The sequence below is a fragment of the Paraburkholderia lebeckiae genome, from assembly GCF_050436325.1.
Classification (GTDB): Bacteria; Pseudomonadota; Gammaproteobacteria; order Burkholderiales; family Burkholderiaceae; genus Paraburkholderia; species Paraburkholderia tuberum.
Genome location: NZ_JBNDLZ010000003.1, coordinates 2,717,742 through 2,735,762 on the forward strand (window position 1 = coordinate 2,717,742; position 18,021 = coordinate 2,735,762).

17 protein-coding genes and 1 pseudogene are annotated in these 18,021 nt (G+C 65.0%); 9 read left to right on the top strand and 9 right to left on the bottom strand.

Going from position 1 to position 18,021, the window contains the following annotated elements; genetic code table 11:
• Positions 1-41 precede the first annotated feature (41 nt).
• The 9 genes from OKW44_RS30370 to flgL all read left to right on the top strand — a co-directional run bounded on the left by OKW44_RS30370 (position 42) and on the right by flgL (position 10,717).
• Positions 42-1,556: a flagellar hook protein FlgE gene (locus OKW44_RS30370; RefSeq protein ID WP_018418765.1), complete on the top strand. Its 1,515-nt coding sequence runs from the start codon at positions 42-44 to the stop codon at positions 1,554-1,556.
• Positions 1,557-1,573: 17 nt separating this feature from the next.
• A complete protein-coding gene (flgF, locus tag OKW44_RS30375) occupies positions 1,574-2,332 on the top strand; it encodes a flagellar basal-body rod protein FlgF (RefSeq protein WP_018418764.1) in 759 nt (252 codons plus the stop codon).
• 106 nt (positions 2,333-2,438) lie between these two features.
• Positions 2,439-3,227 carry a flagellar basal-body rod protein FlgG gene (flgG, locus tag OKW44_RS30380; protein WP_018418763.1) on the top strand — a complete coding sequence of 263 codons (789 nt, stop codon included), beginning with the start codon at positions 2,439-2,441 and terminating at the stop codon, positions 3,225-3,227.
• 29 nt (positions 3,228-3,256) lie between these two features.
• The gene (flgH, locus tag OKW44_RS30385) at positions 3,257-3,955 is read left to right on the top strand and encodes a flagellar basal body L-ring protein FlgH (RefSeq protein ID WP_026225508.1); all 699 of its coding nucleotides are present in this window, start codon (positions 3,257-3,259) and stop codon (positions 3,953-3,955) included.
• 2 nt (positions 3,956-3,957) lie between these two features.
• Complete coding sequence (locus OKW44_RS30390; RefSeq protein ID WP_026225507.1) at positions 3,958-5,127, top strand: flagellar basal body P-ring protein FlgI; 1,170 nt, start codon at positions 3,958-3,960, stop codon at positions 5,125-5,127.
• 12 nt (positions 5,128-5,139) lie between these two features.
• Complete coding sequence (flgJ, locus tag OKW44_RS30395) at positions 5,140-6,144, top strand: flagellar assembly peptidoglycan hydrolase FlgJ (protein ID WP_018418760.1); 1,005 nt, start codon at positions 5,140-5,142, stop codon at positions 6,142-6,144.
• A gap of 355 nt (positions 6,145-6,499) precedes the next feature.
• A complete protein-coding gene (locus tag OKW44_RS30400; protein WP_503125022.1) occupies positions 6,500-7,267 on the top strand; it encodes a flagellar brake protein in 768 nt (255 codons plus the stop codon).
• 217 nt (positions 7,268-7,484) lie between these two features.
• The gene (gene flgK, locus OKW44_RS30405) at positions 7,485-9,479 is read left to right on the top strand and encodes a flagellar hook-associated protein FlgK (RefSeq protein ID WP_018418758.1); all 1,995 of its coding nucleotides are present in this window, start codon (positions 7,485-7,487) and stop codon (positions 9,477-9,479) included.
• Between the two features lie 11 nt (positions 9,480-9,490).
• Entirely contained in the window at positions 9,491-10,717 is a 1,227-nt protein-coding gene (flgL, locus tag OKW44_RS30410; RefSeq protein ID WP_018418757.1) for a flagellar hook-associated protein FlgL, read from the top strand.
• Between the two features lie 67 nt (positions 10,718-10,784).
• On the opposite strand, the gene fliR is transcribed toward flgL, so the two are convergent.
• The 9 genes and pseudogenes from fliR to fliJ form a co-directional block, all read right to left on the bottom strand.
• Entirely contained in the window at positions 10,785-11,567 is a 783-nt protein-coding gene (fliR, locus tag OKW44_RS30415) for a flagellar biosynthetic protein FliR (protein ID WP_018418756.1), read from the bottom strand.
• A gap of 31 nt (positions 11,568-11,598) precedes the next feature.
• Complete coding sequence (gene fliQ / locus OKW44_RS30420) at positions 11,599-11,868, bottom strand: flagellar biosynthesis protein FliQ (protein ID WP_026225505.1); 270 nt, start codon at positions 11,866-11,868, stop codon at positions 11,599-11,601.
• Positions 11,869-11,903: 35 nt separating this feature from the next.
• A pseudogene (gene fliP / locus OKW44_RS30425) lies at positions 11,904-12,714 on the bottom strand (flagellar type III secretion system pore protein FliP).
• A complete protein-coding gene (gene fliO / locus OKW44_RS30430) occupies positions 12,714-13,229 on the bottom strand; it encodes a flagellar biosynthetic protein FliO (RefSeq protein WP_018418753.1) in 516 nt (171 codons plus the stop codon). Before fliO ends, fliP begins: the two are co-directional and overlap by 1 nt.
• Complete coding sequence (gene fliN, locus OKW44_RS30435; protein WP_018418752.1) at positions 13,226-13,690, bottom strand: flagellar motor switch protein FliN; 465 nt, start codon at positions 13,688-13,690, stop codon at positions 13,226-13,228. The genes fliO and fliN overlap by 4 nt, the downstream gene beginning before the upstream one ends.
• Positions 13,683-14,681, bottom strand: a complete 999-nt coding sequence (gene fliM, locus OKW44_RS30440) for a flagellar motor switch protein FliM (RefSeq protein WP_018418751.1) — start codon at positions 14,679-14,681, stop codon at positions 13,683-13,685. The genes fliN and fliM overlap by 8 nt, the downstream gene beginning before the upstream one ends.
• A 58-nt stretch (positions 14,682-14,739) precedes the next feature.
• A complete protein-coding gene (gene fliL, locus OKW44_RS30445) occupies positions 14,740-15,240 on the bottom strand; it encodes a flagellar basal body-associated protein FliL (RefSeq protein WP_018418750.1) in 501 nt (166 codons plus the stop codon).
• 756 nt (positions 15,241-15,996) lie between these two features.
• Positions 15,997-17,508 (bottom strand): flagellar hook-length control protein FliK, encoded by a 1,512-nt coding sequence (locus OKW44_RS30450; RefSeq protein WP_018418749.1) that lies wholly within the window; start codon positions 17,506-17,508, stop codon positions 15,997-15,999.
• Between the two features lie 61 nt (positions 17,509-17,569).
• Entirely contained in the window at positions 17,570-18,019 is a 450-nt protein-coding gene (gene fliJ, locus OKW44_RS30455) for a flagellar export protein FliJ (protein ID WP_018418748.1), read from the bottom strand.
• Positions 18,020-18,021 lie beyond the last annotated feature (2 nt).

Genomic DNA, 18,021 nt, shown 5'->3' on the forward strand with positions numbered 1-18,021 from the left:
CGGATCCATTCAGTTACGACTTTACAGATACGGAGTACGTCATGAGTTACCAAACAGGTTTGAGCGGTCTGTCGGCGTCGTCGAGCGATCTCGACGTGATCGGCAACAACATCGCCAACGCCAACACCGTCGGCTTCAAGAGCGGCACCGCGGAATTCGCCGACATGTACGCCAATTCGGTCGCGACCGCGACGAGCCAGCAGATCGGTATCGGTACGCAACTGTCTGAAGTGCAGCAGCAATTCTCGCAAGGCACGCTCACGACGACGAACCAGGCACTGAACGTCGCGATCAACGGCAACGGCTTCTTCCAGATGTCGAACAACGGCACGCTGACCTATTCGCGCAACGGCGTGTTTCAGCTCGACAAGAACGGCTTCATCACGAACGCGCAGGGCCTCGATCTGATGGGCTACGCGGCCAATGGCTCGGGCATCATCAACACCGCGCAGACCGTGCCGCTGACGGTGCCGACCGCGAACATCGCGCCGCAGGCGACCACCTCGATCACCGCGGGCCTGAACCTGAACGCGCAGGACAACATCATGCTCGGCGCGCCGACGGCGACGCCGGGCGCCGGCAACACCGGCACACTGAGCACGACCGGCGCGACGATCACCAACGCGGCAGCGGGCACCAACACCGACAATTACACGATCAACTTCACGAGCCCGACCACCTACACGGTCACGGACAACACGCTCGGCACGACCACGGCGTCGCAGACCTACACGTCCGGCACCGCGATCACGCTCGGCAACGGCGAGAGCATCACATTCAGCGGCACGCCAGTGGCCACCGACAGCTACACGGTCACGCAGAACCCGACCACCTTCAACCAGAGCAGCTCGTCGACCTACAACTACTCGACGAGCACGACCGTCTACGACACGCTCGGCGGCTCGCAGACGGTCAACATGTACTTCGCAAAGACGGGCTCGGGCACGTGGAACGTGTACGCGGGCCCGGCGACCGGCACCGCGACCCTGATCGGCACGGCGAACTTCAATTCATCGGGCACGCTGGTCAGCACGACCGACGCGACGACCGGCCTCGCGACCGCGACGCTCGGCGCGTTCACCATGTCGCTTCCGACCACCGACGGTTCGGGCACGCCGCAGAACGTCACGCTGAACATGGCCGGCACCACGCAGTACGGCGGCAAGGACGGCGTCAACAGCCTGTCGACCGACGGCTATGCGGCGGGCACGCTGACGAGCTTCACGGTCGGCTCCGACGGCACGCTGACCGGCAACTACTCGAACGGCGAAACCGCGGCGCTCGGCCAGATCGTGCTCGCGAACTTCTCGAACCAGAACGGCCTCGTCGATCTCGGCAACAACGAGTACGGCCAGACGGCTGCCTCGGGCGTCGCGCAGATCTCGACGCCGGGCTCGACCAATCACGGCGTGCTGCAAGGCGGTGCGGTCGAGAACTCGAACGTCGATCTGACGAGCGAGCTGGTCAACCTGATCACCGCGCAGCGCAACTATCAGGCGAACGCGCAGACGATCAAGACCCAGCAGGCCGTCGACCAGACCCTGATCAACCTGTAAGCGAACGGGACCTCTTCATGGATCGGCTGATCTACACCGCGATGTCGGGCAGCGCCCAGGCGCTCGAACAGCAGGCGATCGTCGCGAACAACCTCGCGAACGCGTCGACCACGGGCTTTCGCGCGCAGCTCGAAACCTACCGCGCCGTGCCGATGTCGTTCGGCGACGGCAGCACGATCAACGACGACACGACCCGCACCTTCGTGCTGTCGTCGACACCGGGCGCCGACTACACGCCGGGGCCGATCCAGCAGACGGGCAATCCGCTCGACGTCGCGATTCAGGGGCCGGGCTGGCTGTCGGTGCAGACCGCCGACGGCAACGAGGCCTACACGCGCGCGGGCAATCTGCACATCGACGAAAACGGCCAGCTCGTGAACGCGACCAATCAGGTCGTGCTCGGCAACGGCGGGCCGGTATCGGTGCCGCCGGGCGCACAGATCACGATCGGCAAGGACGGCACGGTGTCGGCATTGACGCCGGGCGATCCGCCCACCGCTGTGGTCACCGTCGATCAGCTGAAGCTCGTCAATCCCGATCCGCAGTCGCTCACGCGTGGCGATGACGGTCTGTTTCGCACCGCCGACGGCAACCCCGCCGACGCCGATCCGACCGTGACGGTCGCGCCGGCGTCGCTCGAAGGCAGCAATGTGAATCCGGTCAGCGCGATGGTCTCGATGATCACCAACGCGCGCCAGTTCCAGATGCAGACGCAGTTGCTGGAAAACGCCGACAAGAACGATCAGTCCGCCAACCAGCTGCTCAGCTTCAGCTAACGGATTGCCGCGCGGGGCGCCCTACGAGGCGCGCTCCGAGACAGCTTTGCATGGGGCCGGAGCAAGCGCTAAAGCGCCAACCCCGCCCGACATTGGAGAACCATAAGTGAACCGCTCACTGTATATCGCCGCCACCGGCATGAATGCGCAACAGGCGCAGATGGACGTGATCTCGAACAACCTCGCGAACGTCAGCACCAACGGCTTCAAGGGCTCGCGCGCGGTGTTCGAGGATCTGCTGTACCAGACCATCCGCCAGCCGGGCGCGAACTCGACGCAGCAAACCGAACTGCCGTCCGGCATCCAGCTCGGCACCGGCGTGCAACAGGTCGCGACCGAGCGTCTGTACACGCAGGGCAACCTGCAGCAGACCGGCAACTCGAAGGACGTCGCAATCAATGGCGCGGGCTTCTTCCAGGTGCAGATGCCCGACGGCACGACGGCCTACACGCGCGACGGCTCGTTCCAGACCAACGCGCAGGGTCAGCTCGTCACGTCGAGCGGCTATCAGGTGATTCCGGCGATCACGATCCCGACCAATGCGACCTCGCTGACGATCGGCAGCGACGGCGCGGTGTCGATCACCGTGGCCGGCTCGAGCAATACGCAGCAGCTCGGCACGATGCAGCTCGCGACCTTCATCAACCCGGCCGGCCTCGACTCGAAGGGCGAGAATCTGTTCGCGGAGACCGCGTCGTCTGGTGCGCCGAACGTGTCGCAACCGGGCCTGAACGCCGCGGGCACGCTCAACCAGGGTTACGTGGAAGCGTCGAACGTGAACGTCGTACAGGAGCTGGTGAACATGATCCAGACGCAGCGCGCGTACGAAATCAACAGCAAGGCCGTGACGACCTCCGACCAGATGCTGCAGACCTTGAGCCAGATGCAGGTTTGAGGACTGGAAATTTAAGGCGGTAAACGATGATGTCGCACTCCACTCGCACTCCGGTTCATTCGCGCACGGCCGAGGCGCTCGTGCAGCTCACGCTGCTCGCCGCGCTCGGCGGCTGCGCACTCGTGCCGAAGCAACCGATCACGCAACAGCCGATGAGCGCGCTGCCGCCGGTGCCGCCGCAGGCGCAGGCGCCGGGCTCGATCTACAACCCGGGCTACGCGGGCCGTCCGCTGTTCGAAGATCAGCGGCCGCGCAACGTGGGCGACATCATCACGATCGTGATCGCCGAGAACATCAACGCGACGAAGTCGTCGGGCGCGAATGCGAACCGCAACGGCAACACGAACCTCAACGTGCCGACCGCGGGCTTCCTCGGCGGACTGTTCGCCAAGACCAACCTCAGCGCGACCGGCAGCAACGGCTTTGCCGGCACCGGCGGGGCGAACGCGTCGAATACGTTCAACGGCACGATCACGGTGACCGTGACCGGCGTGCAGGCGAACGGCAACCTGATCGTGAGCGGTGAGAAGCAGATGCTGATCAATCAGGGTAACGAGTTCGTGCGCTTCTCGGGCGTCGTCAATCCCAACACGATTTCGAGCCTGAATGCCGTGTACTCGACCCAGGTCGCCGACGCGAAAATCGAATACTCCGCGAAGGGCTACATAGACGAAGCGGAGACCATGGGCTGGCTGCAGCGGTTCTTCCTCAACGTGTCGCCGTGGTGATCATGGGTACCGTCTTCAACACGCTGTCGCGCGCGGGCCGCGCACTGATGTTCGTCGCGCTCGCCTGCGCGGCGCTGCCGGCCGCGACGCCAGCGCACGCGGAGCGCCTGAAGGACCTCGTGCAGATCCAGGGCGTGCGCGACAACCCGCTGATCGGCTACGGCCTCGTGGTCGGCCTCGACGGCACCGGCGACCAGACCACGCAGACACCGTTCACGACGCAGACGCTCGCGAACATGCTCGCGAACCTCGGCATCTCGATCAACAACCAGGCGGCGGGCTCCAGCAACTCGCAGTCGTCGCTGTCGAACATCCAGCTGAAGAACGTCGCCGCGGTGATGGTGACCGCGGTGCTGCCGCCGTTCGCGCGGCCGGGCGAAGCGATCGACATCACGGTGTCGTCGCTCGGCAATGCGAAGAGCCTGCGCGGCGGCACGCTGCTGCTCACGCCGCTGAAGGGCGCCGACGGCCAGGTGTATGCGCTCGGCCAGGGCAACGTCGCCGTGGGCGGCGCGGGCGCGAGCGCGAACGGCAGCAGGGTGCAGGTCAACCAGCTCGCCGCGGGACGCATCACCAGCGGCGCGATCGTCGAGCGCTCGGTGCCGACGGCGGTGTCGCAGGCGGGCACCATGCAGCTCGACCTGAACGACATGGACTACGACACCACGCAGCGCGTCGTCGCGGCGATCGACAACGCGTTCGGCAGTGGCACCGCGACCGCGCTCGACGGCCGCACTATCCAGCTGCGCGCGCCGGCCGATCCGCAGCAGCAGGTCTCGTTCATGGCGCAATTGCAGAACCTCGAAGTGCGGCCAGGGCAGGCCGCCGCGAAGGTCATCCTGAACGCCCGCACCGGCTCGATCGTAATGAACCAGATGGTCACGCTGCAGAACTGCGCGGTCGCGCACGGCAATCTGTCGGTCGTGATCAATACGCAGCCGGTGGTGAGCCAGCCGGGCGCGTTCTCGAACGGCCGCACGGTGGTCGCGCAGCAGTCGCAGATCCAGATGAAGCAGGACAACGGCTCGCTGAAACTCGTGAACGCCGGTGCGAACCTCGCCGAAGTAGTGAAGGCGCTCAACGCGCTCGGCGCGACGCCCGCGGATCTGATGTCGATCCTGCAGGCCATGAAAGCAGCCGGTGCATTGCGCGCCGACCTTGAAATCATCTAAGGAGCACGCGAGATGAATTCCGATACGACCAATAGCGTCAACTCCGCCAACGATCTGACCAGCCGGTTCGCGCTCGACGTGCAGGGCTTCGGCGCACTCAGCGCGCAGGCAAAAGCCTCGCCGCAAGCCGGCATGAAGATGGCCGCGCAGCAGTTCGACGCCGTGTTCACGCAGATGATGTTGAAGAGCATGCGCGATGCGACGCCGCAGGACGGTCCGTTCGATTCGCACGACACGGCGACGTTCACGTCGATGATGGATCAGCAGATGGCGCAGCAGCTATCGAAGAAGGGCATCGGCGTCGCCGACGCGATGCTCAAGCAGCTGATGCGCAACCAGGGCATGCAGGTGGGTGGCGCGAACGGCGCGGGCGCGGCGGGCGGTCTCGCCGGCATGGCCAACGCGCTCGGCGGCGGTAGCGGCGGCGACGAAGGCCAGAGCGCGGCGCTCAACGCGCTCGCGCGTGCCTACGGCAACGCCCAGTCCAACGGCCAGCTCGCGCTCGGCCGCGCCTACTCGGCCAATAGCGCGCTGACGCCGCCGGTGCGCGGCGACGGCAGCTCGTCGAAGGTCGACGCCTTCGTCGACAAGCTTGCCGCGCCGGCGCAGGCCGCGAGCGCGGCGACCGGCATTCCGGCGCGCTTCATCATCGGTCAGGCCGCGCTCGAATCGGGCTGGGGCAAGAGCGAGATCAAGAAAGCCGACGGCTCGGCGAGCCACAACGTGTTCGGCATCAAGGCGGGCAACGACTGGACCGGCAAGACCGTGTCGACGGTCACGACCGAATACGTGAACGGCAAGCCGCATCGCACGGTCGAGAAATTCCGCGCATACGACTCGTACGAGGAAGCGATGACCGATTACGCGAGCATGTTGAAGAGCAATCCGCGTTACGCGCAGGTGATCAATTCGTCGCGCGACGTGAACGGTTTTGCGAACGGCATGCAGCGCGCCGGTTATGCAACCGATCCGCATTACGCGAAAAAGCTGCTGTCGATCATGCACAAAATGAGCTGATTAAAAATAACGCACGCGACGGGCATTAAGTTTTAAAGGTGTCGGTAAAATCGGCGATAAAGGCAGCAGGAATACCGGCATCGGTAAAAAGCTCCGCATGGTCCGGGCGAGCAAGGTCGCGGGAAATAGGGCGGATACGCTTTTAACGTTTGCGCGAAATTTTCCGGCGAATATTTAAATTGCGCCCCTAAATTTTGGCTCGATGTTGCCGCTAACGAGTTAGACCCGATACCGGAATAGCGCTGTAAGGTCCGGTCGAACGCGTGTGTTGCGGCTTTGCATGAAGACCTTCAGAGTCCATGGCTAGGCCCTGGCACGTGCCCGCAAGAACATGCTTACCGGCAAGCCCATGGATATGAACCAGTCGAACGGCCTGACTGACACGAACGGTCAGCCGCACGTCCCGCAAAACGAGAGCGCTTCCGATTTCGGCCGCCGCAATCCGCTGGAAATCGGCGTGCAGCTGCGCAATATCGTCAATCGCGGCGATTTCCTCACCGTCGAATATGCGGGCGGGCAAATCGTCACGCGCCTGCTCGACGTCGACGTGCGCGAGCGCACCTTCACCTTCGATTGGGGCGCGCTTGCCGATCAGAACAAGGAGCTGCTCAAAGCGCCGCGCTGCCAGTTCCACGCGTCGCCCGACGGCGTGCGCGTCGAGTTCACGACGCCGACGCCACGCGAGACGCGCTTCGAGGGAATGCCGGCGTTCGAGGCCGACTTCCCCGAGGTGCTGTTCTACGTGCAGCGCCGCGAGTACTTCCGCGTCGCCGCGCCGATTCTCGACCCGTTCATGTGCACGGGCCGCCTGCCCGACGGCGACACGTTCCGCTTCGAGGTGCACGACCTGTCGCTCGGCGGCGTCGGGATGCGCACGACCGACCTGCGTGTCGCCGAGCTGCCGATGGGCGCGCGCCTGATGGACTGCGAGCTCACGCTCGGCGCGCTCGGCCGTCTGTCGCTCGATCTGCAGCTCGTGTCGCATCGCTCGCTCGCGCTGCCGAACGGCACGCAGCGCTATCAGCTCGGCTTCCGTTTCCTGTCGCTGCCGGGCAGCGCGGAAAACACGCTGCAGCGGCTGATCACGCAGCTCGAAATGAAGCGCCGCTCGCTGGCGCGCTGAGCGGCGAGCCAACGCGCGGTGCCGTGCGCGTGACGCCTGGCACCGCGCGAACGCTTTGGCCGACGAAGCAAACGTTGCACTCGCGTCGGAGGCAATGGCGCGGCAACGTCGCGCAAACGAAGTGGAATGGCCCTCAATTTTTCGCACGGTGGGCCGTTAAAGAGGATGTTCCACTAACGCGGTGGCATGTCTGCGATGCCGCCATTCAGGATGACGCATGTCCAGCAATCTGTTGAATATCGGCCTTAGCGGACTCAACGCGGCCCAATGGGGTTTGACGACGACTGGTGAGAACATCAGCAACGCGTCGACACCCGGCTATACGATGGAAACCCCGGTGTATTCGGAGACAGGCGGCACGTATACCGGCTCCGGCTACCTGCCGATGGGCGTCTCCACCGACACCGTGACGCGCGCGTACAGCCAGTACCTGACGACCCAGCTGAACGACGCGCAGTCGTCGAGCAGCGCGCTCACCGCGTACAACACGATGATCACCCAGCTCAACAACCTCGTCGGCAGTCCGACCGCCGGGATTGCGAGCGCGATCAGCGGTTACTTCACGGGGCTGCAGAACGTCGCCAACAACGCGTCGAGCGTGTCGACGCGGCAGACCGCGATCAGCGACGCGCAGACGCTCGCGAACCAGATCAACGCGGCGGGCCAGCAGTACGACCAGTTGCGCTCGAGCGTCAACACGCAGCTGAGCAACTCTGTTACGCAGATCAACACCTACACCGCGCAGATCGCGTCGCTGAATACGCAGATCACGCAGGCGAGCAACCAGGGCCAGCCGCCGAACCAGCTGCTCGACGAACGCGACCAGGCGGTGTCGAACCTGTCCCAGCTGATCGGCGTGTCGGTCGTGCAGGACAACGGCAACTACAGCCTGTTCATGTCGAGCGGGCAGCCGCTCGTGCTGGCCGGCAACAGCTTCAACCTCGGCACGGCGACTTCGTCGGGTGATCCGAGCGAGCTGTCGGTCCAGTATCTCGGCCAGGCCGGGGCAAAACCGACACCGACGCCGCAGACGCTGTCCGACACGAGCGTGTCCGGCGGCACGCTGGGCGGACTGCTGCAATTCCGCTCGCAAACGCTCGATCCGGCCGAGGCGCAACTCGGTGCAATCGCGACCAGCTTCGCCGCGCAGGTCAATGCGCAGAACGAACTCGGCCTGACGCTGAACGGCACCGCGGGCGGCGCGCTGTTCACGGTCGGCTCGCCGACCGTGTACGCGAACTCGCAGAACACCGGCAACGCTACGCTCGGTGTCTCGTTCGCCGACGCGACCCAGCCAACCACGGGCGACTACACGCTGTCGTACGACGGCAGCAGCTACACGCTGACCGACAACCAGACCGGCAGCATCGTCGGTTCGGCGGCGAACCTGACCAGCCCGATCGGCGGCCTGCAGTTCTCGGTCGCGAGCGGCACGATGAAGGCCGGCGACTCGTTCTCGGTCGAACCGACCCGCGGCGCGCTCGACGGCTTCGCGCTGACCACCACGTCGGCGTCGGCAATCGCGGCCGCCGCGCCGGTGCTCGCGTCGGCGTCGACGTCCAACACCGGCACCGGGACGATCACGCAAGGCACGGTATCTGCCGGCTACAGCGCGCCGACCAGCACCTCGACGATCACTTACACCGCGGGCACCGGCCTGACCGGCTTCCCGGTCGGCTCGGTGGTGACAGTCGCCGGCTCGCCGTCCACGCAGTACACGATCAGCGCGGCGACGACCGCGGTGCCATACTCGCCGAGCTCAGGCGCGACACTGACGATCACCAACCCGAGCAATTCGGCGAGCGCGGGCGTGATGAACAACGTGACGGTCACGATCAGCGGCACGCCCGCCAACGGCGACTCGTTCACGATCGGACCGAACACCGGCGCGACCAACGACGGCCGCAACGCGCAACTGCTGTCGAACCTGACTTCGGCGCAGGTGCTCAACGGCGGCACCTCGACGCTGACGGGCGCGTACGCGAGCTACGTCAACAACATCGGCAACCAGACCACGCAGATCCAGACGTCGGCGACCGCGCAAAGCACGCTCGTCACGCAGATCACGTCGGCGCAGCAGTCGGTGTCGGGCGTCAATATCAATGAGGAAGCGGCCAACCTGCTTCAGTACCAGCAGCTCTATCAGGCCAACAGCAAGGTCATCCAGACGGCGCAGACGCTGTTCCAGACTTTGCTTGGCATCTTCTCGTAAGGCGTTGAACCATGCGAATTTCGACCCAGCAGTACTTCAGCATGAACGTCGCGAACATGAGCGATCAGCAGGCTCAGTTGTCGCAGATCTATCAGGAAATCTCGAGCGGCCAAAGCCTGACCACGCCCGCCGACAATCCGCTCGGCGCCGCGCAGGCCGTGCAGCTCAGCTCGACGGCGTCCGCGCTGTCGCAGTACACGACGAACCAGAACGCGGCGCTCACGTCGTTGCAGGCCGAGGACTCGACGCTCTCCACCGTCATCACGACGTTGCAAAGCGCGAACACGTTAGGTCTGCGCGCCGGCGACGGCGGTTTGAACGACGCCGACCGCACGGCGATCGCCGCACAGCTGACCACCCTGCGCGACCAGCTCGTCACCTACGCGAATTCGACCGACAGCTCCGGCAATGCGCTGTTCGCCGGTTTCCAGAATTCGACCCAGGCCTTCACGACCGATGCGGCCGGCAACGTCACCTATACGGGCGACACGGGCACGCGCACCGTGCAGGTCACCGATAGCAACGCGGTCTCGACCGGTGACAACGGGTTGTCGGTGTTCATGAGCGTCGGCGCGACCAATGCGCAGCCGATCGCCTCGGGCGACCCGGCCAATACCGGCACCGGCGTGATCGGCGCGGTGTCGGTCAACGATCCGACCAACGCGGGGAACGCCGACTCGTACCAGATCCAGTTCAGCGGCAGCGGCAGCTCCCTCACCTACACGGTCACTGACACGACGACCGGCGTCGCGGGTGCGGTGCAGCCGTACACGGCGGGCTCGGGCATCACGATCGCGGGCCAGACCGTCGAAATCACAGGCACGCCGGCCGCCAACGACAAATTCACGGTGCAGCCGGCCAACCAGGCGGGCACCAACGTGTTCGCGAACCTGAACGCGATGATCGCCGCGCTCCAGCAGCCGGTGAGCGGCAACCCCGCGGCCTCGGCGAAGCTGCAGAACTCGTTGAATACGGGCCTGTCGCAGCTTGGCAACACGCTGAACAACGTCACCGCGGTGCAGGCATCGGTCGGCGGCCGCGAGCAGGAAGTCAAGGCACTGCAAACGGTTACGGAGACCAACTCACTGCAAACGCAAAGCGATCTCGCGGACCTGACCCAGACCGACATGGTCTCGACGATCAGCAAGTACACGATGGAGCAGGCGGCCTTGCAGGCTTCGCAGCAAGCTTTCGTGCAGATCCAGAACATGTCGCTGTTCCAGTACATCAACAGCTGATACCGCTCCGGCGGCGCAATAAAGAAACCGGCGCGAGCCGGTTTTTTTATGTCCGCGATTTTCGGCGTTATCCCAGCGCCGCCGCGACCCGTCCCATCTCATCGATGCCGCTATCGAACAAGTGCACGAAGAACGGGATCATGTTCGGCAGCATCAGCTGCACGAGCAGCAGGCCGACCAGCATCGTCAGCGGAAAGCCGATCTGGAACACACCGATCTGCGGCGCCGCGCGATTGAGAATGCCGAGCGCGAGGTTCGCGATCAGCAGTGCGACGACGACCGGCAACGCAAGCAGCAGCCCCGCCGAGAAGATCGAGCCGCCCCAGTTCGCGAGCGTCTGCCAACCGTGCGGCGCAAGCAGGTTCGCCGACACCGGCACCGACTGGAACGTCGTCACGAGCGCGGCGATCATCTGCAGATGACCGTCGACGGCGAGAAACACCAGCGTCGCGATCGTCGTCATGTAGCGTGAGATCACGACGCCCGAGCCGGTCGCCTGCGGGTCGAAGAAGGTCGCGAAGCCAAGGCCCATGCCGAGGCCGATGAAGTAGCCGCTCGCGTCGATCGCCTGGAACACGACCTGCATCGTCACGCCGAGCGCGATGCCGATCAGGAACTGGTTGACGAGAATCCACACGCCGGCCGCGGAAAACACGGTGACCTGCGGCAGCGCGCCGATCGTCGGGGCGACGATGATCGTCGTGAACGCGGCGAGACCGATTTTCACGCGCGAGGGCAGCGACGTGTTGCCGAGCACCGGCGCGGTCGCGATCAGCGCGGCGATGCGCGCGAACGGCCACAGGAACGCGGTCAGCCAGACGTTCAGTTGCGCGTAGGTGACCGTGAACATGGAGTGGGGAGAGCGGACGTGCCAGCGGCGCTCAGTTGACGAGCGTCGGAATGCTGGTGATCGTGTGGCGCAGATAGTCGAGCATCGTGGTCAGCATCCAGGGTCCGGCGATCACCAGCGTGAGCGCGATCGCGAGCAGCTTCGGGATGAACGACAGCGTGCTTTCGTTGATCTGCGTGGCCGCCTGGAACAGGCTCACGACCAGACCGACGACGAGCGCGACGAGCAGCAGCGGGGCGGCCAGCACGAGGCTGACGTACATGGCCTGATGGGCCAGCGTCATGACTGCTTCGGGTGTCATCGTGAGTGCCTGAAGAACAACGAGTGGAAAAAATATCAGACGAAGCTCTGCGCGAGCGAGCCGAGCAGCAACTGCCAGCCGTCGACGAGCACGAACAGCATCAGCTTGAACGGCAGCGAAATCGTCGCCGGCGACACCATCATCATGCCCATCGACATCAGCACGCTCGCGACCACCATGTCGATGATCAGGAACGGAATGAAGATCGTGAAGCCGATCGTGAAGCCGGTCTTCAGCTCGCTCGTCACGAACGACGGCACCAGCAGCGACAATGGCACGTCTTCGGGCCCCTGCATCGGCGCCGCGTGCGAGATGCGCGCGAACAGCGCAAGGTCGCTTTCGGCGGGTCTGACGCAGCATGAAGGTCTTGAACGGCGCGACGCCGCGCGCCACCGCCTGATCCATCGACATCGTGCCTTCGGAGAACGGCTTGTAACCTTCGTTATAGGCTTTATCGAGCACCGGCGACATCACGAACAGCGTCAGAAACAGCGCGAGACCGACGAGCACCTGGTTCGGCGGCGTCGTGGTCGTGCCGAGCGCCTGGCGCAGCAGCGACAACACGATCACGATGCGCGTGAAGCTCGTCATCATCAGCACCATCGCGGGCAGGAACGACAGCATCGTGAGCAGCAGCATCGTCTGCACGCTCAGCGAGTAGGTCGTGCCGCCGTTGGGGCCGGGGCTCGTCGTGAACGCCGGCAGGCCGGCGGTTTGCGCGAAAGACAGCGTCGGCAGCGCGAACAGCAGTGCCGGCAGCGCGAGTTGAAGCGCTGCGGGGAGCGCCCGCCCCGCACGGCGCGTAAGCGTGAAGAACCAACCTGACTGCCTGAAACTGACCTGCATTACCGATCCCCGCCGCCGTGCGCGTTGAAACGTTTGCCCACTTCGCTTTTCAGGGCGTCGCGAAAGCGTTGACCAAAGGTGCCGGAAAGCGGTGCTGGCGAAGCGGCAACCGTATCGGCCGAGACGGAACCCGCCGGCATCGTATGCAGCAGCCGCACGTTGCCGGGCGCGGCGCCGAGCACGAGCCACGTATCGCCGATCTCGACGACCGCGACGCGTTCCTTGCCACCGAGCGAAGCGCCGCCGACCGTCTTCACCAGACCGCCCCGCTGGCCCGGTTGCAGGCCGAAGCGTCGCGCGAGCCACGCGCAGCCGAACACGAGGCCGATCACGACCGCCAGCCCGACGAAGGTTTGCAGGACCGCGCCGACGCCGAGCGCCGGCACCGCGCTACCCGCGCCGACACCCGAGGCGATCTTCGCGGCGTTGTTGACCGCGTTCATATCGGCGGCGTGCGCGACGGTGGACGCGAAAAGCGACGCGAGCAGCACGCCGCGACCTGCCAAACGGTTCATCGATTGAGTTTCCGGATGCGTTCGGACGGCGTGATGATGTCGGTCAGCCGGATACCGAACTTGTCGTTGACGACCACCACCTCGCCCTGCGCGATCAGGCAGCCGTTGACGAGCACGTCCATCGGCTCGCCGGCCATGCCGTCGAGTTCGACGACCGAGCCCTGCGCGAGCTGCAGCAGATTGCGGATCGCGATCTTGGTGCGGCCGAGTTCGACCGTCATCTGGACGGGAATGTCCAGGATCATGTCGATGTCGTTGTGCGTCGAGGTCGGCGCGGCCTTCGACAGCGGCTGGAACACGGCGCCCGCGGCCGGGTTGATTTCGTCGTTGCCGTTCTGCTCGGCGAGCGCGCTTGCCCAGTCGGCCATCGCCGCGTCGTCTTCCGCGGCGGACAGCTCGCCGGCGGCGAGTTGCTCGGCTGCCGCGAGATCGGTCTCGGGCTTTGCGTTCAGGTCACTCATATCCACCTTCCTTCATCGTGTCGGCTGCGCTGATCATCTTCTGGACCCGCAGCGCGTACTGACCATTGAAAATTCCGTAGCCGCATTCCATTACCGGCACGCCGTCTACTTTCGCGGTGATGTGCTCGGGGATGTTGATCGGCAGAACATCGCCTTTGCGCATGTTCAGGATCTGTTCGAACGTGACCGGCACCTGCGCGAGATCGGCGCTCAGCTGCACTTCGGCGGCCTGCACCTGCTGCGACAGCACGCGCACCCAGCGTCGGTCGACGTCCACCGCCTCGCCCTGGATCGGCGACGAGAGAATGTCGCGGATCGGCTCGATCATCGAGTAGGGCATGCAGATGTGCAGCGTGCCGCCCGTCGAGCCGAACTCGATCGAGAACTGCGTGACGATGACGATTTCGTTCGGCGTCGCGACGTTGGCGAACTGCGTGTGCATTTCCGAGCGCACGTATTCGAACTGCAGCGGACGCACGCTCTTCCACGACGCCGCGTAGTGCTCGAACGTCAGATTGAGCAGCTTCGTGATGATGCGCTGCTCGGTCTGCGTGAAATCGCGTCCTTCGACGCGCGTATGGAAGCGGCCGTCGCCGCCGAACAGGTTGTCGACCACGAAGAACACGAGGTTCGGATCGAACACGAACAGCGACGTGCCGCGCAGCGGCTTCACGTGGACCAGGTTCAGGTTGGTCGGGATCGGCAGGTTGCGCGTGAACTCGCTGTACTTCTGCACCTTCACCGGGCCGACGGAAATCTCCGCCGAGCGCCGCATGAAGTTGAAAATGCCGACGCGCAACAGGCGCGCGAAGCGGTCGTTGATGATTTCGAGGCCCGGCATCCGGCCGCGGACGATACGTTCCTGCGTCGCGATGTTGTACGGGCGCACGCCCGTACGGTCGTTTTGCTCGGATTCCGTGTCGGATTCGCCGGTGACGCCCTTCAGAAGGGCATCGACCTCCTCCTGGGACATGAACTCTTCGTGGCCCATTGCTTATTCCTCGTGCGTCCCTTGGCGATTGATGATGGCAGCGCTAAACAACGTCACGTCACTGCACGACGAATTCAGTGAACAGCACGTCCTGCACGCGGATCGGTGCGGCGCCCTTGTCGATCGGCTCGGTGATCAGCGCCTTCAGCTCTTCGGCGAGCGCGCGCTTGCCTTCGAGCGGCGCGAGTTCTTCGGGGTGCTTGTTCGACAGCGCGAGCAGGATGCGGCTGCGCACTTCCGGCATGTGATCGGTGAGCGCCTGCTGGGTGACGGCGTCGCCGAGCTTCAGCGTGAGGCCGATGCGCAGGAAGTGTTGCTGGCCGTCGTCCGATTGCAGGTTGACGGTCATCGATTCGAGCGGGAAGAACAGCGGCACGGCGGATTGCACCGGCGCGGCTTCGGCCGATACGGCGACGGGTGCGCGCTTCGACAGGAAGAACCACACGCCGGCACCGGCAGCGCCCGCGGCGATCAGCGCAATGAGGACGATCAGGATGATGCGCTTCATGGGGCCCGGCGAGGCGGGCGCGGCTTGTTGCGGGGCGGTCGTGGTTGCCATTTGGGTTGCCAGCTTGTTGCTGGCCTAGTAAGGGTTAGGGTGATTGTTGTTGATTTGCCTGCGGCGCTATGGGTCGAAAAGAAGGGCTATTTCTGGCTATTTCTGGCCGTTTCTGGTTTTTGGGTTTTTTTTTGTCGTTGTTCTGGCTTTGTTGGCCTTTCCTTGCTGACTTATCGGTCTATTAGCGTTGCCCCTGTGCGGGGCGGCACCTACTTTCTTTGCTGCTGCAAAGAAAGTAGGCAAAGAAGACAGCTAAAACCGCCAACTCTTAAGCGGGTCCCTCGGTCTGCATCAGGTAGTGGTGCATCTGGAATCCGTGCTCCCGCACATTCCGCGCTGGTGACAAGGCTGTCATTCTTCCGGCGGCGCTACGCGCGCCGAAACCCCGTTCCCAAACCACCGGTTGTTTCGGCGCATCGCCGAGGCGCAGCCGAGGGCTCCCGCTGCGCGGGCAAAACCATTGGTTTCCCCAGGCAGACCCGTCCGCGACGCACGTAGTGCGGAGTGGGAGGGATGACGGCTTTGTCACGAACGGGGAATGTGCGGGAGCCCGGATTCCAGATGCACCACTACCCCTTCCAAGCCAGGGAACCCGCTTAAGAGTTTGCGGTTTGAGCTGTCTTCTTTGCCTACTTTCTTTGCAGCAGCAAAGAAAGTAGGTGCCGCCCCGCACAGGGGCAACGCTAATAGACCGACAAGACAACAAGGAAAGGCCAAAAAAGCCAGAACAACGACAAAAAAGCGCCCCGCCTCGCTTCAGGCAAACGTATCGACCAGTCCAACCTGCTGCCGCACGGCAACACTCCCGATGGCATCGCTGGAGCTGTCCCCTGCAAAGGCGCCCCCACCACTACCCCTCTTCCCATTCCCCCCACCCGCGCCAGCGCCCTGCTGTTGTTGCCCGCTTTGCCGCGCAAACCCATCACTCACACTCGCACTGCCAAGCCCAATCCCATTCGACTCCATCGCCTCGCGAAGCTTCGGCAACGCCGCCTCGACCGCCTCCCGCACCGACTGGTGCTGCGAAACGAACAGCGCATGCGCATGGTTATCCGCCACCTGCAACACGACCTGCAACGGCCCCAGATCCTTCGGATTGAGCGTCAGCTCAGCACTCTGCGAATGCGCATTCGACAAAAACACCACCTTCTGGCTCAGCGCGTCTTCCCAGTCGCTCGTGCCGACCTGCGGCGTCAACGCATTCGCGGCGGCGGCCGCGCTCGCATTGCCCGTACTCTGCGCTGCCGCCGTCGTGCCCGCGGCGTTCGCTGCCGCCTGCGTCGCGGCCAGCGCGGCGTTCGCCGCCTCGGACGCGCTGCGCGCCGATGCGAGGTTGTCCGCCTGGCCGCTCGTCGCGGCCGCGGCGCTCAACGCATCGGCGGCCGACTTCGCGGCCGACGGATCGGCCAGCGCGGTCGCGGCGGCCGTCGCCGTCGACGTCGTGTGGGTCGTCGAGGCGCCCTTGCCGTTGCCGAACAGGCCGCTCGCGAGTGTCTTGTCGTCCGTCGTGCCGTTCAGGCCGTTTTTCGTGTTGCCCAGGCCGCCCGCCGCGCTCGCGGCTTTTGCGGCCGCGCCGGCAGCAAGCGCGGCCGCGGGCACCGCGCCCTGGCCGCTCGACAGCGCGGACAGCGCACTCTGCAACGCATCCTGCAGCGACTTCGGATCGACCGCGCCTTTCCTGCTTGCCGCGGTGGCCGCGAGCGCGCCCGTGGCCGTGCCGGCCAGCGCGCTCATCGCATCGGCGGCGGAGCTTGCGGCATCGGTCGTGGTGGTGGCGCTCGAGTCGGCGTTATTGGCGACGGCCTGTGCCTGCGCTTGCGCCTGAGCCTGGGCGGTAGCCGCAGCGGCGGCGAGCGCGCCAGCGTCGGTTTGCGCCTTGGTGTCTTTCTGCCTGGCTTGCGTCGCGGTCGTCTGGCTGTTCGATGCCTGCTGCGTTGGTGTCGTCGACGCCGTGGACGACGGCGATGACGCGCTGCTGCTGGCCGCGTTGCTCGCTGTGCCGTTGCCGTTCTGGCTACCGCTCGCGCTTTGCTGCGAGGAAGCGGGAGCGGGCGGCGGCGCACTGGGCGCGCTCGACGCCGAGGCATGCGACGCCGTCGCTGAACTGGTCTGCTGTTGATTCGCGCTGTTCTGCTGGTCGATGCTTTGCTGCAAGGTCTGCGCGAACGGGCTCGAGCCCGCGGCGGCCGCGGCCGCGCTGCTCGACCCATTGCCGCTCGTGTCGAGCAGCGTGCTCAGTTGGGAGCCGATCTGTGAAAGAAGCGACATAAAGAATCCTGTGAATCGGTCGAACGGGTGTGCCGTAGGGCGTTAGCCGCGAGACAAGGCCTCACGCGCCGTCGGCTCGCATGCGCAGACTCCGCGCGGCATATTCGTCGGCGTCGCGCTGTTCGCGCCGCGCCGCAACCTTCGCCTCGGCCGCCTCGCCGCGCGCCTGCAGCACTTCGTACGAGCCGAGCTTCTGCTTGTGGCGCTGCCAGTCGGGCTTCGCCGCCTCGAGGCGCGCGCTCGCCGCCGCCAGCAGGCTGCGCTGCTGCTCGATCGCGGCATCGAGCGTGTCGATGAACGCCTGGAAGTTGCGCATGTTGCCGGCCGGCATGCCCGACTGCGCGCTCTCCATGAAGCGTGCGTAGTATTCGTCGCGGTACTGCACGAGCGCATCGAGTTGCGCCTGTACGTCGTTGCGCTCGCGCTGCGCGCGGCCGAGCCGCTGCGCGGCGGCGTCCACGTCGTCCTGCGCGAGACCGATCAGCGTCTTGATCGGAAAATGTTTCGACATCG

Excerpts from the sequence above, each read along its gene's own strand:
- OKW44_RS30450 (WP_018418749.1), bottom strand. The coding sequence starts at position 17,508 with ATGTCGCTTCTTTCACAGATCGGCTCCCAACTGAGCACGCTGCTCGAC.
- fliM (WP_018418751.1), bottom strand. The coding sequence starts at position 14,681 with ATGGGCCACGAAGAGTTCATGTCCCAGGAGGAGGTCGATGCCCTTCTG.
- OKW44_RS30390 (WP_026225507.1), top strand. The coding sequence starts at position 3,958 with ATGGGTACCGTCTTCAACACGCTGTCGCGCGCGGGCCGCGCACTGATG.
- fliL (WP_018418750.1), bottom strand. The coding sequence starts at position 15,240 with ATGGCAACCACGACCGCCCCGCAACAAGCCGCGCCCGCCTCGCCGGGC.
- OKW44_RS30370 (WP_018418765.1), top strand. The coding sequence starts at position 42 with ATGAGTTACCAAACAGGTTTGAGCGGTCTGTCGGCGTCGTCGAGCGAT.
- flgL (WP_018418757.1), top strand. The coding sequence starts at position 9,491 with ATGCGAATTTCGACCCAGCAGTACTTCAGCATGAACGTCGCGAACATG.
- flgK (WP_018418758.1), top strand. The coding sequence starts at position 7,485 with ATGTCCAGCAATCTGTTGAATATCGGCCTTAGCGGACTCAACGCGGCC.
- fliJ (WP_018418748.1), bottom strand. The coding sequence starts at position 18,019 with ATGTCGAAACATTTTCCGATCAAGACGCTGATCGGTCTCGCGCAGGAC.
- fliQ (WP_026225505.1), bottom strand. The coding sequence starts at position 11,868 with ATGACACCCGAAGCAGTCATGACGCTGGCCCATCAGGCCATGTACGTC.
- fliN (WP_018418752.1), bottom strand. The coding sequence starts at position 13,690 with ATGAGTGACCTGAACGCAAAGCCCGAGACCGATCTCGCGGCAGCCGAG.
- fliR (WP_018418756.1), bottom strand. The coding sequence starts at position 11,567 with ATGTTCACGGTCACCTACGCGCAACTGAACGTCTGGCTGACCGCGTTC.
- flgH (WP_026225508.1), top strand. The coding sequence starts at position 3,257 with ATGTCGCACTCCACTCGCACTCCGGTTCATTCGCGCACGGCCGAGGCG.
- flgJ (WP_018418760.1), top strand. The coding sequence starts at position 5,140 with ATGAATTCCGATACGACCAATAGCGTCAACTCCGCCAACGATCTGACC.
- flgF (WP_018418764.1), top strand. The coding sequence starts at position 1,574 with ATGGATCGGCTGATCTACACCGCGATGTCGGGCAGCGCCCAGGCGCTC.
- fliO (WP_018418753.1), bottom strand. The coding sequence starts at position 13,229 with ATGAACCGTTTGGCAGGTCGCGGCGTGCTGCTCGCGTCGCTTTTCGCG.
- OKW44_RS30400 (WP_503125022.1), top strand. The coding sequence starts at position 6,500 with ATGAACCAGTCGAACGGCCTGACTGACACGAACGGTCAGCCGCACGTC.